The 13,781-nt window shown below is 69.9% G+C and carries 14 protein-coding genes and 1 pseudogene; 6 read left to right on the top strand and 9 right to left on the bottom strand.

Annotated features, from left to right (window positions below; genetic code table 11):
* Together A5695_RS08525 and A5695_RS08520 are read right to left on the bottom strand one after the other, a co-directional pair.
* On the bottom strand, window positions 1-1,545 hold a 1,545-nt coding region (locus A5695_RS08525; RefSeq protein ID WP_068079952.1), incomplete at its 3' end, for an Hsp70 family protein.
* A 157-nt stretch (window positions 1,546-1,702) separates the two neighbouring features.
* Complete coding sequence (locus A5695_RS08520) at window positions 1,703-2,926, bottom strand: hypothetical protein (protein WP_068079945.1); 1,224 nt, start codon at window positions 2,924-2,926, stop codon at window positions 1,703-1,705.
* A gap of 38 nt (window positions 2,927-2,964) precedes the next feature.
* Between A5695_RS08520 and A5695_RS08515 the strand changes: the two genes are divergently transcribed.
* Both A5695_RS08515 and A5695_RS08510 read left to right on the top strand, forming a co-directional pair.
* Window positions 2,965-3,591 (top strand): TetR/AcrR family transcriptional regulator, encoded by a 627-nt coding sequence (locus tag A5695_RS08515; protein WP_068079943.1) that lies wholly within the window; start codon window positions 2,965-2,967, stop codon window positions 3,589-3,591.
* A 125-nt stretch (window positions 3,592-3,716) separates the two neighbouring features.
* The gene (locus A5695_RS08510) at window positions 3,717-4,196 is read left to right on the top strand and encodes a nuclear transport factor 2 family protein (RefSeq protein ID WP_197515402.1); all 480 of its coding nucleotides are present in this window, start codon (window positions 3,717-3,719) and stop codon (window positions 4,194-4,196) included.
* 3 nt (window positions 4,197-4,199) lie between these two features.
* On the opposite strand, the gene A5695_RS08505 is transcribed toward A5695_RS08510, so the two are convergent.
* Entirely contained in the window at window positions 4,200-4,856 is a 657-nt protein-coding gene (locus A5695_RS08505) for a L,D-transpeptidase (protein ID WP_068079939.1), read from the bottom strand.
* A 59-nt stretch (window positions 4,857-4,915) separates the two neighbouring features.
* Window positions 4,916-5,593: a phosphatase PAP2 family protein gene (locus A5695_RS08500; RefSeq protein WP_068079936.1), complete on the bottom strand. Its 678-nt coding sequence runs from the start codon at window positions 5,591-5,593 to the stop codon at window positions 4,916-4,918.
* Window positions 5,594-5,674: 81 nt separating this feature from the next.
* Here A5695_RS08500 and A5695_RS08495 point away from each other — a divergent pair, with 81 nt between their 5' ends.
* Complete coding sequence (locus tag A5695_RS08495) at window positions 5,675-6,157, top strand: hypothetical protein (protein ID WP_068079934.1); 483 nt, start codon at window positions 5,675-5,677, stop codon at window positions 6,155-6,157.
* Here A5695_RS08495 and A5695_RS08490 read toward each other — a convergent pair.
* Entirely contained in the window at window positions 6,141-6,425 is a 285-nt protein-coding gene (locus A5695_RS08490; RefSeq protein WP_068079932.1) for a hypothetical protein, read from the bottom strand. The two genes, A5695_RS08495 and A5695_RS08490, sit on opposite strands and share 17 nt — an antisense overlap.
* Window positions 6,426-6,498: 73 nt before the next feature.
* Between A5695_RS08490 and bluB the strand changes: the two genes are divergently transcribed.
* Together bluB and A5695_RS08480 are read left to right on the top strand one after the other, a co-directional pair.
* Window positions 6,499-7,176, top strand: coding sequence for a 5,6-dimethylbenzimidazole synthase (bluB, locus tag A5695_RS08485; protein WP_068079931.1), 678 nt, complete (start codon window positions 6,499-6,501; stop codon window positions 7,174-7,176).
* A 37-nt stretch (window positions 7,177-7,213) separates the two neighbouring features.
* Window positions 7,214-8,617, top strand: coding sequence for a sulfatase (locus A5695_RS08480; protein WP_068079929.1), 1,404 nt, complete (start codon window positions 7,214-7,216; stop codon window positions 8,615-8,617).
* Here A5695_RS08480 and A5695_RS08475 read toward each other — a convergent pair.
* Complete coding sequence (locus tag A5695_RS08475) at window positions 8,614-9,399, bottom strand: trans-aconitate 2-methyltransferase (RefSeq protein WP_068079927.1); 786 nt, start codon at window positions 9,397-9,399, stop codon at window positions 8,614-8,616. The two genes, A5695_RS08480 and A5695_RS08475, sit on opposite strands and share 4 nt — an antisense overlap.
* Window positions 9,400-9,822: 423 nt before the next feature.
* Here A5695_RS08475 and A5695_RS28360 point away from each other — a divergent pair.
* Window positions 9,823-9,942, top strand: a pseudogene (locus tag A5695_RS28360) (hypothetical protein); the annotation flags it as partial.
* On the opposite strand, the gene eccE reads toward A5695_RS28360, so the two are convergent.
* From eccE to eccD, 3 genes are read right to left on the bottom strand one after another with little or no spacing between them, the layout of a single operon-like run.
* Window positions 9,932-10,903: a type VII secretion protein EccE gene (eccE, locus tag A5695_RS08465; RefSeq protein ID WP_068079923.1), complete on the bottom strand. Its 972-nt coding sequence runs from the start codon at window positions 10,901-10,903 to the stop codon at window positions 9,932-9,934. The pseudogene A5695_RS28360 and the gene eccE sit on opposite strands and share 11 nt — an antisense overlap.
* 14 nt (window positions 10,904-10,917) lie before the next feature.
* Complete coding sequence (mycP, locus tag A5695_RS08460; RefSeq protein ID WP_068079921.1) at window positions 10,918-12,312, bottom strand: type VII secretion-associated serine protease mycosin; 1,395 nt, start codon at window positions 12,310-12,312, stop codon at window positions 10,918-10,920.
* Window positions 12,309-13,772, bottom strand: a complete 1,464-nt coding sequence (gene eccD, locus A5695_RS08455; protein ID WP_156749523.1) for a type VII secretion integral membrane protein EccD — start codon at window positions 13,770-13,772, stop codon at window positions 12,309-12,311. The genes mycP and eccD overlap by 4 nt, the downstream gene beginning before the upstream one ends.
* Window positions 13,773-13,781 lie beyond the last annotated feature (9 nt).

Here is a 13,781-nt window from a genome sequence, read left to right as displayed (position 1 = left end):
GCTCGAGTCGGTGTACGGGCCCACCGGTGCCACCGCGCATGCCGGCCTGACCGACATCGGCCGGCCGAAGGGGGGCGCGACGGTGCGCGGGACCAACGGACTGGCCGGCGCCGGCCGGGGGGCAACGCTGGGTGCCGGCGGGGCCTGGCGGTGTTCGATGCCGGTCAGCGTGTAGGCCACTCCCCCGATCGCCGTCATGGCCACCAGGGCCGACATGCCGATGATCAACTGCGACAGCCGAAGGCGGCGCCACGGCCGCTCCGGGGGCGGGTCGATCACGTTCAGCCGCATCGACCAGCCGGACGGCCCGTCCTCGTCGTAGGTCTCGCCGCCGAACCGCACCCGCAGGTCTCCGGGGTACTCGGTCTGCGACCAGGCCAGCTCGCGATCCGTCATCGCCTCGTCGTCGATCACCAGGACGTCGCCGGCTCCGAGGTCGACGACATCGCCGGTGGCGTTGGCGGACGCCAGCAGGCTCATCGACGTGCGGGTGCGCAGGCTCAGCTCCTCACCGCGGGCCGCCAGCAGCAGCGCGCCGCAGGCCGCCGCGAGGGCGGGCTGCGACGGCGTCAGGACCGGCGTGCGTCCGTGGATCGAAAGCCGTTCGGCGACTAGCGGAATCTGCGCACCACCACCGACGGCCACCACCGCCGCGAGGTCGCCCCAATTCTTGCGGTAGCGCACCAGCATGTCGTCCAGGGCGTAGATGAAGCCGGTCAGCCGATCCGCCATCAGGTCTTCGAGGTCATCGCGCTTCAGCGTGAAACTGCAGCTGCGTTCGCCGAGCACCGCGGCGATCTCGGTCACCACGTCGGTGGACAGCCGCTCCTTGGCCAACCGGCACTGTTCGCGCAATTCGCCGAGCTGCCCGACGGCGGCCGTGCTGGCCGGGTCGATGCCGCTGCCCCGGCCCAGCTCCTCGAAGACCCGAAGCAGCAGCTCCTGGTCGATCTCGTCACCCGACAGGGACGAGTAACGCATTGTGGCGCTGACTAGTTCGAAATCGCCGGCGACGTTCACCAGCGTGGCCGATGTTCCGCCGCCACCGAAGTCGAGCAGCCCAACCATACCGTCGTCGGGCAGACCGAGCTCAGCCTTCACCGCGGTCAACGACGCGATGGCGTCCGAAACCAACCGGGGCGCCATGCCGCTGCGGACGAACCCCAGATGGGTGCGCAGCCCGTCGCGCAACGCCTGCACCGTAACGGGTTTCCAGTACGCGGGTACGGCGATGGAAATCTCCGCGCAGGACGCGTCCGCGCCGACGGCGCGCACCATCGCATCCAGGGCCTCCACCGTGAGCAGTTCCGGGTCGTGCGCGGAGCCGTCAGCCGACACCAGCGCCACCGAGTCGCCGATGCGCTGAACGAAGCCCTTCATCATCACGCCGGGCTCGAACGGGCACGAATTCTCTTCGGGCGTACCGACTTTCGGTGCGCAGTGCGGATAAAGGGTCAGCACTGAGCGCCGGCTAACCGGTGGGCCTTCATTACGCGCAGCGACCAGGTTCGTGGTCCCGATCGACAACCCAAGTGGGTCGTACATAGAGCGAAAACCTTCGTCTATAGGGGTCGGTGGCCAGCGTTAACCATAGCCGTGGACACGCCCAAAGCCGATGGCTTGCAACGTCATCGGTACCCGGTCGATGCCGCCTCGTCACCGAAGCGGTACCGTCGCCCCCTTGACAAATCAGCGCTCGTACTTACACCACGGTCAGCGGTAGCGAGCGCCTCGGCTCGAATTGGAATGTCGCTCCACCGCTGACCTTCGTTACCGACACCTCGGGCAGTTCGGCGGCCGCCGTGTCGGTTTCGACCAGTTCCGCGGTCCAGTCGGTGCCGGTGCCGCTGACCCGGACTTCGATGCGCGGGTCGACGGCGGTGGCGATCGCCTGCAGCGGCTGCACAGAATCCGGGGAGCACAGCGCGATCCAGGCCGCGTCCTCGTGGGCCGGTGAGCGGTGCACGACGAGCCGGTCGGCCGTTTCAGCACGGACATAGCCCGCGGGGTTCAGCAATGGGTGCAATTCGAAAACCTCGAGCACCCCTGGGACGCCGCCGGGCAGTCCCAGCGCGCGGTGTATGCGCTCGGCCGCGACGCCCGCGATGCCGGTGAGTCCCTGGGTGCACACCGACACGGCCTGGGCGTCATCGGCGGCGCGGGCGCGCACCGCGATCGCGAACGACAGATAGAGCAGGTGCATCTGCAGGCAGACCTCGTCGGCCATCCGGACCAGCGCCGAATGCGAGAAGCCGGCGAAGTCGAAGTCGGACAGCAGCGGGCCCGAGTAGTCCGCCTTGCCCTCGTCGGAGCGGTCGATCGGATCCAGTTCCCATGTGGCGGCGCGGGTTTGGCGAACGATGTCCAGCGCGGGAATGCTCTGGGCCTCGGGGTAGGACTCGTCGATGATGACGGTCCACGCGCAGTGCGGATGCCGATTCGCCGGCGTCCGCGGCGGCCGGTGGATAGGGCGCACCTGGGCGCGTGGATTGGTCGCCACCGCGGTGGCGTCGAACGTCGGGTCCTCGATGGTGTGGCACATCCCCAAGACGTACTTCTCCCCCATCGGCTCGACGTCAAGCAGGGCACCGCAGTGGTCGAGCTGGAATTCGCCGTGCCAGCGGTCGTGCACGGTGTAGCGGAAATCCATGAATTGCGGTGGGGCCCCGATGTCGAGCTGCAGCCCCTTGAAGATGGTCGGCACGTCCGTACCCTCGAAGTTGAGCGCCCGCTGCATGCGCCGCGTGTAGATGGGGCTGGCGCCCGCCCACTCCTCGATCGCGATCTGCACCATCTCCTCGCGGCCGAACGCGCTGATGCACCACGCCATGCCCGAGCGGTCGATCAGCTGCCCGATCAAGAGCAGTTCGGGAACTAGGACGGCCAGCTGCTCGCGCGTCAACCGCGCATATCGGGATCCGCTCACGGGCCAAAAATAGACTCGGCTATGTTATAAAGTCAACAATGTCCATTGCCGCAGGTCAGACAGCCGGGGGCTCGGTTGGCCCCACCAGGCGCACCAACGCGCCACGCAAACGCGGCGACGACACCCGCGCGCGCATCATCGACGAGACGGTCCGCTGCATCGTCGAGGAGGGCTTTTCGGCCGCCACTGCCAAGCACGTCGCCGAACGCGCGGGCGTGACGTGGGGGGTGATCCAGTACCACTTCGGTGATCGCAACGGACTGCTGATGGCCGTCGTCGACGACGGCGTGGACCGGCTGATCGACAGCCTGTCGTCGGCCGATGTCAGCGCCCTGCCGCTGCGCCAGCGCATCGAGGCGGTCGTCGACACCGCGTGGGGCTGTTACAGCAGCCCGACCTCGATGGCGGCGTTCGAGATCCTGCGCGCGACGCGTGGCGGGCCCGGCGCGTCGCCGCGGCGGCACCTGCTGGAGATGAACGACGCGATCGGTCAGCTGGGCCGGCTGATCACCACCGATCCGGCGAATGCCGGTGTGGCCGAAGTCATCTGGGCCACGCTGCGGGGTGTGGTGCTGGCGCAGATGGTCACCGGGACGGCGGTCGACTGGAGCCTGGAACGGCGGGCTCTGATCGACATGGTGACCCGCTACCTCTCCGACGGGTAAGGCCACCGCGACACTTAACCCCGCACAAGACACGCGGGGCGGATTGTGACCGTGGTTTAGCTCTCGGCGACGCCGGCTTTTCGATGCGAACGCAGGGCGTATCACCCGTGTGCTGCAATGACCTGATGACCCCTCAAGATCTCGCTGACATCGAAGCCATCAAGCAGGTCAAGTACCGGTACCTGCGCGCCCTGGACACCAAGCACTGGGACGACTTCGCCGACACGCTCGCCGGGGACATCAAGGCCGACTACGGGCCGTCGATCGGCAGCGAGTTGCACTTCACCAACCGCGACGAGCTGGTCGAGTACATGCGTACCTCGCTGCCCGCCAACGTCATCACCGAGCACCGGGTGACCCATCCCGACATCGTCGTCGACGGCGACACCGCAACGGGCAGTTGGTATCTGCAGGACCGCGTGATCGTCGCCGACTTGAACTTCATGCTGATCGGTGCGGCCTTCTACCGCGACACCTACCGGCGCACCGACGCCGGCTGGAAGATCAGCGGCACCGGCTACGACCGAACGTACGACGCCACCATGTCGTTGGAGGGGATGAACTTCACGCTCAAGCCCGGTCGCGCCATCGCGGGCGTCGGCTGAGCGTTACTTGGTGATGGCGATGACCGCGCCGGGCCGCAGCCACTTCATGATCGACACCAGCTGAGCGTCGTCGACCGCGACGCAGCCCTCGGTGGGTTTCCCGTCGGTGGTGTGGAAGAAGAACGCCGCACCGCCGCCGGGAGTCTTGTTCTTGTTGACGCCCATCACGACCGCGTGCTTGTACTGCGGGATCTGAAGGTTCTCGCTTTCGGCGGTGTTGAACGGGCACTGCGCCTTCTGGCAAACCTGCATGGAGTTGAAGGTGGGGCTGTGGTCGTCGCCGCTCCACCAGTGGTTGGGCCCTACCTGCGTGTAGGGCAGCCCGGTGCCGGGGTTGGGGGCGGTGCCGAACGCGGAGTCCAGGGTATAGACGCCCATCGGGGTGGCCGGCACCCCGCTCTTGGCCTGCGCCGCCATGCCCGCCGAACCGACGTGGGTGGGAATGCCGGTCCGCAGCGCCTGCCAGCCGGCGGCGGTGCGCTGATAGATGTCCATCGTCGCGTTCGATCCGCCGGTGCTCATCACCGAAACCACCTGCGTGGCATCGCCGACGGCATTCGCGAACCAGGGGGCGCCGGCGGCGGCGCTGATCGGCGCCGCGGCCAGGACCACGAAAAACGCGCACGCCGAAGCGAACAGTGAAGCGAGCAGTCGGCGCATGACCTCAATCGTCAAACCTGATCAGCGCAAGGTCAAGTAAAGCTTCAGACCCGGTTAGGTCACCGCGCCGTGACCAAATCCGCCGCGTCACACCGTTTTCGGGCGAATGTCGCGCGCGGGGGGCGAATCACCGTGTAGCACAACAGGAAATAAAGGTATCCCAGAGACCAGCCGGCCACCACGTCGGACGGGTAATGCACGTTTAGCGCCACCCGCGAGGCGCCCACCGCCAGCACGCTGAGCGCGACCAGGGCGACGGCGACGCGGCGCATCGCCCGGTTCATCGTCGGCGACACCAACGACAACGCCGCGAGCAGCGCTGCCGTCGCCTCCAGCGCGTGCCCGGAGGGAAACGATGTCTCGGCCGCGGCCACCAGCATGGTCGACGGGCGCGGCCGGTCCACCAGCGACTTTGCCGCCGCCGTCACGAGCCCGCTGAGCGGTGCGCAGGCCAGCAGCAACAGGCCCGCCCGCACCCGGCGCGCCACCAGGGCGCAGGCCGCCGCCACCGCGCCGAGCGCGCGCAACGGGACGGGGCCCAGCGCAAAGGAGACGTCCGCCCAGAATCGCACCCAGAACGGGTGTTTGACCGCGCTGCCGCGCGCGGCGTACAGCAGCGACCAATCCAGGCGCTGCTGCCAGTGCCAGCCGTGGGAGTAGCCCACCCACGTCAGCGCGTAGACGGCCGCCGCGACCAGGGCGATGCACGGGGCCGCCACGGTCCGTGCTCGGGTCATACCCCACGGATACCAGCTGGGCTCCGCGTGGCGTCCGGCGGCCCGACCCCGCCGTTGACCGACCCGCGCCATACTGGCGTCATGGCCGTATTTGTCCGCAGGTTGCTCGGCATCGGCAAGCTGCCCGACGACGTGTACGCCCAGCTCGAGTCGGAAGGCCTGCGTTACCTTGCCGACTATGTGGCGGTGACGCGGCGATTCTCCGGCGCCATCCCGGGCGTTCGGCTGCCGCACAGTGTCGCCAGCTACACGGGTTCGCTGGCGTTCACCTCCGAGCGGGTGCTGGCCACGCTGTCCATGCTGCCGCGGCTGGCCGGCCCGACCGTCGACGTTCGCTGGGACGCGCCGCAGAGCGGGGCGGCGCGGGTCGAGATCTCGTCGACCGGTCTGCAGGTCGACGTCGACGTCGCGCAGGTCGACCCGAAGTTCAGCGGCGAATTGTCGCTGCACTACAAGGCGGCCATCCCGGACGATGTGCTCGGTGGCCTGCCGCGGCGCTCGCTGTCCTTCGCCATGCCGCCGGAGTACGTCTTCCGCGCGGTCGGCGTTACCTATAGTCCGTGATCGTCATCCGCGGCCAGGGCGGCTGGCGCAGCACCGCCAGGCTGCCGATCACCGCCGCCAGCAGACCGGTGATCACCCCGATCAGCGCGATGCGGTTGCCGTCGACGGCGGCCTTCCAGGAGGCCTCGCCGTCGCGGACGACGAAGACGCCGAGCGGCTTGACCACCGGAATCACGGTGGTGCCGTCCGGTGTCTGATAGGGCTCGCCGTACACGCGGCCCGCGGCCCCGTCGGTGGGCGGCCGGTCGAGTAGGTCAAAGGGCTTCACGGAACACTCCTTTCCTGGGTGTTCGCCCGGTCCGTGGCGCGGACACGGTTCACGCTAGCTCGGATTCCCTACGATGACTCCCGTGAGCGAGCCGACCTTCAGCCCGCAGGAGCGCCGCGCCGTGTATCGGGTGATCTCGGAGCGGCGCGACATGCGCCGGTTCTCACCCGGGGTGGTGGACGAGACCGTGCTGGCACGCCTGCTGCAGGCGGCGCACGCGGCGCCCAGCGTCGGCCTGATGCAGCCCTGGCGTTTTGTGCGGATCACCGACGACTCCTTGCGGCGGCGCATTCACGCACTCGTCGATGAGGAGCGCCCGCTCACCGCCGCAGCCCTGGGCGAGCGCGCCGGGGAGTTTCTCGCGCTGAAAGTCGAAGGCATCCTGGAGTGCGCCGAGCTGCTGGTGGTGGCGCTCTGCGACCACCGGGAGGAGCACGTGTTCGGCCGCCGAACGCTGCCGCAGATGGACCTCGTGTCGGTGTCGTGCGCGATCCAGAATCTGTGGCTGGCCGCACGCTGCGAAGGCCTTGGCATGGGTTGGGTTTCGCTGTTCGATCCCCAGCGGTTGGCGGCGCTGCTCGAGATGCCCCCGGGGGCCGAGCCGGTGGCCATCCTGTGCCTGGGTCCGGTGCCCGAATTCCCCGATCGGCCGGCGTTGGAACTGGACGGCTGGACCGTCGCCCGGCCGCTGTCGGAGTTCGTCAGCGAGAACCGCTGGAGTCGACGCTCCCCCCAGCCTCTGCCCGACTAGCTGCGGTATCGTCGCCGGTCGCGGGCAAGTTGGAGAGGTGACGCAATTGGTGCCGGGCGAAGAGGTCGACCGAAAAGACAACGTGTTGATCGTGCACTGGCACGATTTGGGCCGCTACCTCGGCGTCTACGGCCACCCGGACGTCGAGAGCCCCCGGCTGGACCGCCTTGCCGCCGAGGGCATCCTGTTCACCAGGGCGCACGCCACGGCGCCGCTGTGCTCGCCGTCGCGCGGGTCGCTGTTCACCGGCCGCTACCCGCAGAGCAACGGCCTGATCGGCCTGGCGCATCACGGCTGGGAATACCGCGCCGGCGTGCGCACCCTCCCGCAGATATTGACCGATGCGGGGTGGTACTCCGCGCTGTTCGGCATGCAGCACGAGACCTCCTACCCGCAGCGCCTGGGCTTCGACGAGTTCGACGTCTCGAACTCCTACTGCGAATACGTGGTGGACAAGGCGGGCGAATGGCTGCGAGACGGCATCGAAGACCTGGCGGGCCAACCGTTCCTGTTGACCGCCGGGTTCTTCGAGACGCACCGGCCGTATCCCCGGGACCGCTACCGGCCGGCGGACAGCGGCGAGGTCGACCCGCCCGATTACCTACCCGACCTCCCCGAGGTGCGCGACGACCTGGCCAGCTTCTACGGGTCGATCGCGACGGCCGACGCCGCCGTCGGCCGCCTGCTGGACACGCTGGCCGAAACGGGACTGGACGCCAGCACCTGGGTGGTGTTCTTCACCGACCACGGCCCGGCGTTTCCCCGCGCCAAGTCCACGCTCTATGACGCGGGAACCGGCATCGGCATGATCATCAGGCCCCCCGCCGGCCGGGCGCCGGCCCCGCGGGTCTACGACGAGCTGTTCAGCGGCGTGGACCTGTTGCCGACGCTGCTGGGCCTGCTGGGCCTGGACGTTCCCTCCGATGTCGAGGGGGTGTCGCACGCGCGCGCCCTCGTCGCGCCTGACCCGCACACGGTGCCGGTCAGGAAGCACGTGTACACGACGAAGACCTATCACGACTCGTTCGATCCCATTCGCGCGATTCGCACCAAGGAATACAGCTACATCGAGAATTACGCGTCCCGGCCGCTACTCGACCTGCCGTTGGACATCGAGGAAAGCCCGTCCGGGGCCGCGGTGGCGCCGTTCATCACCGGCCCCCGCCCGCAGCGCGAACTCTACGACCTGCGCGCCGACCCCACCGAAACCACCAACCTGCTGGCCGGCGACGACGCCGAGGCCGACGAGATCGCCGCCGATTTTGCTGTGCTGCTTCATGATTGGCGTCAGCGCACGGGGGATGTCATTCCGTCGGAGTTCGCCGGCACCCGCATCTCGGCCAGGTACACCGAGACGTATCTGCACATCCACCGGACCAAGCCGACGGCCCGATCGGCGCTCGCCGTCGACCGCGGCATCGAGGAGCAGGCGCGCGGTTAGCCGCCGGACCGCCGGGAACCGCCGACCTCGGCGACGATGAACACCCGCCGGAACGGGAAGATCGTCGTCCCGTCGGCTCGGGGCGGGTAGGCGTCGTCCAGCAGTGGGATGAGTTCCTGGCGGAACCGTTCCCAGTCTCCGTCGTCCAGCCGCTCGCGCACCGGAACCAGCGCCGTTCCGGTGATCCATTCCAGCACCGGGTTCTCGCCGGTCAGCTGGTGCAGGTAGGTGGTCTCCCAGACGTCGACCTTGCACCCGGCGTCCAGCAGCAGGTTGGCGTACTGGATCGGTGGCTGCACGACAGCGCCAACGCGAAATGGTATGTCCCGCATCACCTTTGCGTACGGCTCCCGGCGGGCCAGGGTGCGCACCGTGGCGTGCGACGGCGTCTCGAAGTTGCCGGGGATCTGGACGGCGATCCACGACCCTGGCGGCAGCTCGTCCGCCCACCGGACCAGCAGGTCGGGGTGCTCGGGCACCCAGTGCAGGGCGGCGTTGCTGACCACGACGTCGGTGTCGGGCTTGGGCTTCCAGTCCCGCAGGTCGCCGATGACGGCGTCGATGCCGCGTTCCTTCGCGGCGGCGACCATCTCCGGCGAGCTGTCCATCGCCTCGATCACCGCGTCCGGCCACCGCCGGGACAGGTACTTGGTCAGGTGGCCGGGCCCGCAGCCGAGGTCCACCACCCGCCGGGCCCGCTCAGTCCCCACCCGGGACAGCAGGTCGTAGAACGGCCGGCTGCGGTGGTCCGCAAACGCCAGGTAGACATCGGGATCCCACATGTCGGTCCTCCTGATCAACGCGCCACCGCTAGGGAGATAGACAAACGGTATTACCGCATGCGGCCCGGCCGCCCAAGTTTCCCCGGCGGCCTCGCCAGGAAGTTAGCCTCGGCGTTCGTGGCGCCCGACCCTTACGATTGAACCGCCCATTCCCGCGGCCTTCGCGGGCGCGGACGTTCCCACCGACGACGGCGGATTGCCCCCAATTCCGCGCTGTCCCCCCGCCAGCGCATGGTAGTCGAGGGCTCGGCCGTCGGCGACCCGGCCCTGCGCACCTGGGTGTCGACGCTGCTCGCCGCGACGGTCGCGGCGGCCGCGCTGGCCCGCGGCCCGCCCCGGTGCGGTCGTTTCCCGCGCCGACCGAGTCGCCGCGGGCCTCATCACCGGGCTCGCGATCTCGGAGGGCGCCGCAGCAGCATGCGGTTGTGGGAGCACCGGGATCGCTGTGCGCTGCACTGGTTTCCGGGCGCTCACGTGTGGCACGTGAGCCAGCTGGACTACCTGCGCCGGATGACCGCGTTCCTGCAGACGGTTATGTTCTAGCGACCTCGGCGGCCGGTGCCTCGCGCACCGGAGTGGGCCAGTCCAGCCCCGCCAGCAACCCCGTCGGCGCCTCGGCGTGGCCGTCGAGCCGCCGGGTGGACAACAGATCGAGTGCCTGCAGCGCCGGCCGGTGATTGCCGGCCTGCGGGCTCAGACCCGCCAGCGGAGCGCGCCCTTCGGGCTGCGTGCCCGTCTGGAACGCGCAGGCGGCGGCGATCGTGGGTTGAGTCGGATCACCGGCGATCTCCAGCGCTATGCAGGTCTCCAGCGCCGAATGTGACCGGATTTCATCCAGCGTCTGCGGCAATGTCTCGTCGACCCGAATACGGTATGCGGCAAGGTAATCCGAAGCGCCGCGCTGGACGCCGCGCCAACTCTCGCGGGCGTTCGAGGTCAGCAACCGCGGGACGTCGTCGGGCGCGACGGTGCTGACGTCCCAGCCGAGCTCCCGTAGGTGGTCCGCCAGCCGGCGCGCCGCCACCTGCGCGGTCTCATGCAACGGAATGCGCGGTGAGCGCGCTTTGAGCGCCGCGAGATTGTCGACCGCCGATATCGTCAGCCCGATCCACGTCTCGCTCCTCGATGGATCGGATGCGTTGTCCCGGTTGGTGATCCGGATCTTGTGCGCCCGGATGCCGTAGCGATCCAAGTAGCGGGCGATCAACGGCAGCGGCAGCGCCTCGGCGTCGCCGCCGGACACCCCAACCCGCAGCAGCGCGGTCGTCGCTGTGGCCGAGTCGGATGCGGCCGCGTCGGTCTCGCCGCGCCCCATGATGGCCAGCCGGCGGCGCGCCAGGGTGGTGAAATACAAGCCGCGCCAGCAGCCGAACAGCACGATCACCGCGGCGGCGGCGATGCCGAGCAGCCAGTAATCCCGGGGTGTTCGCCAGGGGTAGGCCATCACCGCGGGCACGATGGCCAGCAGCGCCAGCGTGATTCGGCCGGGGCCGGGGATGGGCATCCAACGCTGCGGGCTCACGGCGTGGGGTCCTTTCGTCGTCGGGTGGCGGTGGCGGCGATCGCGCCCGCGACTGCGACGAGCACAGCCAGCGCGGCGGTTCCGGCCAGCGCGACGGTCCGCGGGGCGGTGTCCTTGGGCGCGGGCGCCGGCGGAACGGCGATCGGCTTGACCTGCGCGGCGGGAGGTTGAGTACCGGCGGGCAGTTGCCAGGTCAGGGCCGCCACCGGATCCACGCTGCCGGTGCCGACGACGTTGGAGGGCGCGCGTGCGCCGCCGTGCGCCGTGGCGGTGATGCGATGGATGACCTGTGTGGCGTTGAGGTCGGGGTATTTGCTGCGCACGAGCGCCGCGACTCCGGCGACGTACCCGGCCGCGTAGCTGGTGCCGCTCAGCGCGACCTCCTGCTGGTGTTCGTCGGGCAGCCCGTTGGCCAGACCGCCGCCGTCGGCGTTGCTGACCGACACGATGCGTTCCCCGGGCGCCGCGATGCCCACCCACGGCCCGGCCATGGTGAATTTCGACGGCTGCCCATCGGGTGTCAGGGAAGCCACTGACAGCACGTAGGGCTGCCACACCGACGGGATGGAGACCGAGGTGACTCCGGCCCAGTTGCGCGGGTCGTCCGGGCGGCTCAGGTCGGTGAGCGGGTTGGACTCGCAGGAGGTTCCGCCGGCGACCGACCCGGTCGGTCCGGTGTTGCCCGCGGCGGCGACGATCACCGCGTCCTTGTCCACGGCCGCGTAGCGGATCGCCGCGCCAAGCGCGGCCTGGTCGACCGGCCGGTCGGCGGGCAGGCAGGTCAGCGTGGAGACATCGATCACCCGGGCGCCGAGGTCGGCCGCGTGCACGATCGCGCGGCCCAGCGTCGTGACGTCCAGCGCCGACCGCGCCAGCAGCGGGTCTCCGCCGGGCGTCCGCGGCGAGAACTTGGCCGACGTCGTCCTGATCGAGACCACCCGCGCCGCGGGTGCCACGCCCGAGAAGCCGTCCTCACCGGGCTGGCCGGCGATGAGCCCGGCGACCAGGGTGCCGTGGCCATCGCAGTCGGTCAGGCCGTCGGTCGCCTCGACGAAGTCGCCGCCCGGGTCGACGTTGGGCAGCCGCGGTCCCGGCCGCACTCCGGTGTCGAGCACCGCGACCAACTGGCCCTCGCCGCGCGCGAATGGCCATGCCCCAGGCAGATTCAGCGTCGCCTGGCTGGGCGTGACCGCCGCGGGATCGCTACCGGGGATGACCCCGGAGGCGGTGCAGGGGCCGCGTTGCTCCATCGGCTGCACGGCGCCCGGCGTCCCGCTCGGCGGCGGGACGCCCGGATCCACCTTCGGCGCTTCGATGGCCATCGCCGACGGACACGTCCACAGCATGGCCGCCAAAGCCGCTGTGAGACAGGATGATCCGGATCGAATCATCGATTGAGTATCCAGGTGAAGATGCCGACCAGGAAGGCCATCACGGGGATGAGCGAGGCGTCGAGGCCGGCCGCCGCGAAGCCCACCAGCCGGCGCACCGGAAGCGAATAGCTCTCCGGCTCGGCGATCTGCGGGTTGAGCGCCACCACTATCCACACCAGGGTCAGCGCGACGAGCACCAGCGCGGCGCCCAGCGCGGCGGCGTAGCGGCCGGTCGCGGTGTAGAGCACCAGCAGCACACCGGCGGTCAGGTACGGCTGCGCCAGCAGCCACGCCTTGCACGCGGCCGAATCCCACACCCGGGCGCGCAGCACGGATGTCGCCGCGGTGGCGCCCACCACGTACCAACCCACACCGCTGCACGCCTCGGGACGCAGCGCGATTGCCACCGAACCCAGGACGCTGAGAAGCACTGCGGCGGCGATGAATCCGTTCTGGTGGGCGTCGCCTACCCGGACGCGGCGCGGCAGGTCCTCGAGCACCCGCAACGACGGCGCCGAAGGGGTGGGGTCACCGGGCGCCGGGATGACCGGCAACGGGAAACGCGCCCACAGCGCGGAGAGCTGGGCCGCCTCGATGGTGACCAGCAGCGCCGCGACGATCAGGCCGCAGCCGATGGCCACCGGGCGCAGGTGCCAGAGCACCTCGGCGCCCGCGGCGAGCAACACCCCGGCCCCGACCACCGCGGTCGCGGTGAAGAACCCGACGACGCGCCCACGCTCGGCGCCGGGCACCATGAGGGCGATCAGGGACCACGCGGTGACCCCTGCCGCGGCGAGCATGATCTGCGCCGGCCCGAACCGTCCGGGCACCGCCAACGCCAGGGCGGCGCCGATCGGCGCCAGCGCGGCGATCGAACACGCCGTCGCGGTGCGCGGCGAGCGCGGCGCGACCAGCAGGCCGACGATCGCGGTCACGGCCGCGACGGCGCTGACGGCGACCAGCCCGGCCAGCGCGCCGGTGGCGACGCGGTAGGTGACCGCGAGCCCGGTGACCAGGAACGCGACCGCGATCACCGCGGCCAGTGCGCCGCGCTGGATATGCGTTGCGCCCCAGGGCTTCAGCCGGGAAGTCGAGAAGATCATGGCCGCGTCGGCGATGTCCTCGACGATGCCGGGGGCCGCCTGTCCGACCGGCACCGGCTGCAACGCCAGCAGGTCACCGTCCACGACCCCGACCGTGTCCAGGCTGGCGTCCAGGCTGAACGGCGCGCCGCCGATGGGCGCGAGGCTCAGTTGAGTCGCGGCGCCGAGATCGGCGGTGCCCCGGGCGGTGTCGTCGGATTCGCCGTTCGCCGCCGAAGGAACCACCAAACGCTGGACGGCGGGCAGGATCTCACGCAGCGGCAGCTCGGCGGGCAACGCCATTTCCGTCAGCCTGCTGTCCGCGAGGATTGCCACGCGGACGATCGGCATGACGGCGCCGGACGTCACCGGACCCTCGAAGGACGCTGGGGCCATACCTGAAAC

Origin of the sequence: Mycobacterium sp. E1747 (genome assembly GCF_001667775.1) — a bacterium.
Lineage (GTDB): Bacteria > Actinomycetota > Actinomycetes > Mycobacteriales > Mycobacteriaceae > Mycobacterium.
This window is presented reverse-complemented; position numbering and strand designations above follow the sequence as displayed.

What these genes read in the sequence shown, in the direction of transcription:
- eccD (WP_156749523.1), bottom strand. Translation starts at nt 13,772, where the DNA reads ATGGCCCCAGCGTCCTTCGAGGGTCCGGTGACGTCCGGCGCCGTCATG.
- A5695_RS08495 (WP_068079934.1), top strand. Translation starts at nt 5,675, where the DNA reads ATGGCCGTATTTGTCCGCAGGTTGCTCGGCATCGGCAAGCTGCCCGAC.
- A5695_RS08500 (WP_068079936.1), bottom strand. Translation starts at nt 5,593, where the DNA reads ATGACCCGAGCACGGACCGTGGCGGCCCCGTGCATCGCCCTGGTCGCG.
- A5695_RS08475 (WP_068079927.1), bottom strand. Translation starts at nt 9,399, where the DNA reads ATGTGGGATCCCGATGTCTACCTGGCGTTTGCGGACCACCGCAGCCGG.
- bluB (WP_068079931.1), top strand. Translation starts at nt 6,499, where the DNA reads ATGACTCCCGTGAGCGAGCCGACCTTCAGCCCGCAGGAGCGCCGCGCC.
- eccE (WP_068079923.1), bottom strand. Translation starts at nt 10,903, where the DNA reads ATGCCCATCCCCGGCCCCGGCCGAATCACGCTGGCGCTGCTGGCCATC.
- A5695_RS08505 (WP_068079939.1), bottom strand. Translation starts at nt 4,856, where the DNA reads ATGCGCCGACTGCTCGCTTCACTGTTCGCTTCGGCGTGCGCGTTTTTC.
- A5695_RS08515 (WP_068079943.1), top strand. Translation starts at nt 2,965, where the DNA reads ATGTCCATTGCCGCAGGTCAGACAGCCGGGGGCTCGGTTGGCCCCACC.
- mycP (WP_068079921.1), bottom strand. Translation starts at nt 12,312, where the DNA reads ATGATTCGATCCGGATCATCCTGTCTCACAGCGGCTTTGGCGGCCATG.
- A5695_RS08510 (WP_197515402.1), top strand. Translation starts at nt 3,717, where the DNA reads ATGACCCCTCAAGATCTCGCTGACATCGAAGCCATCAAGCAGGTCAAG.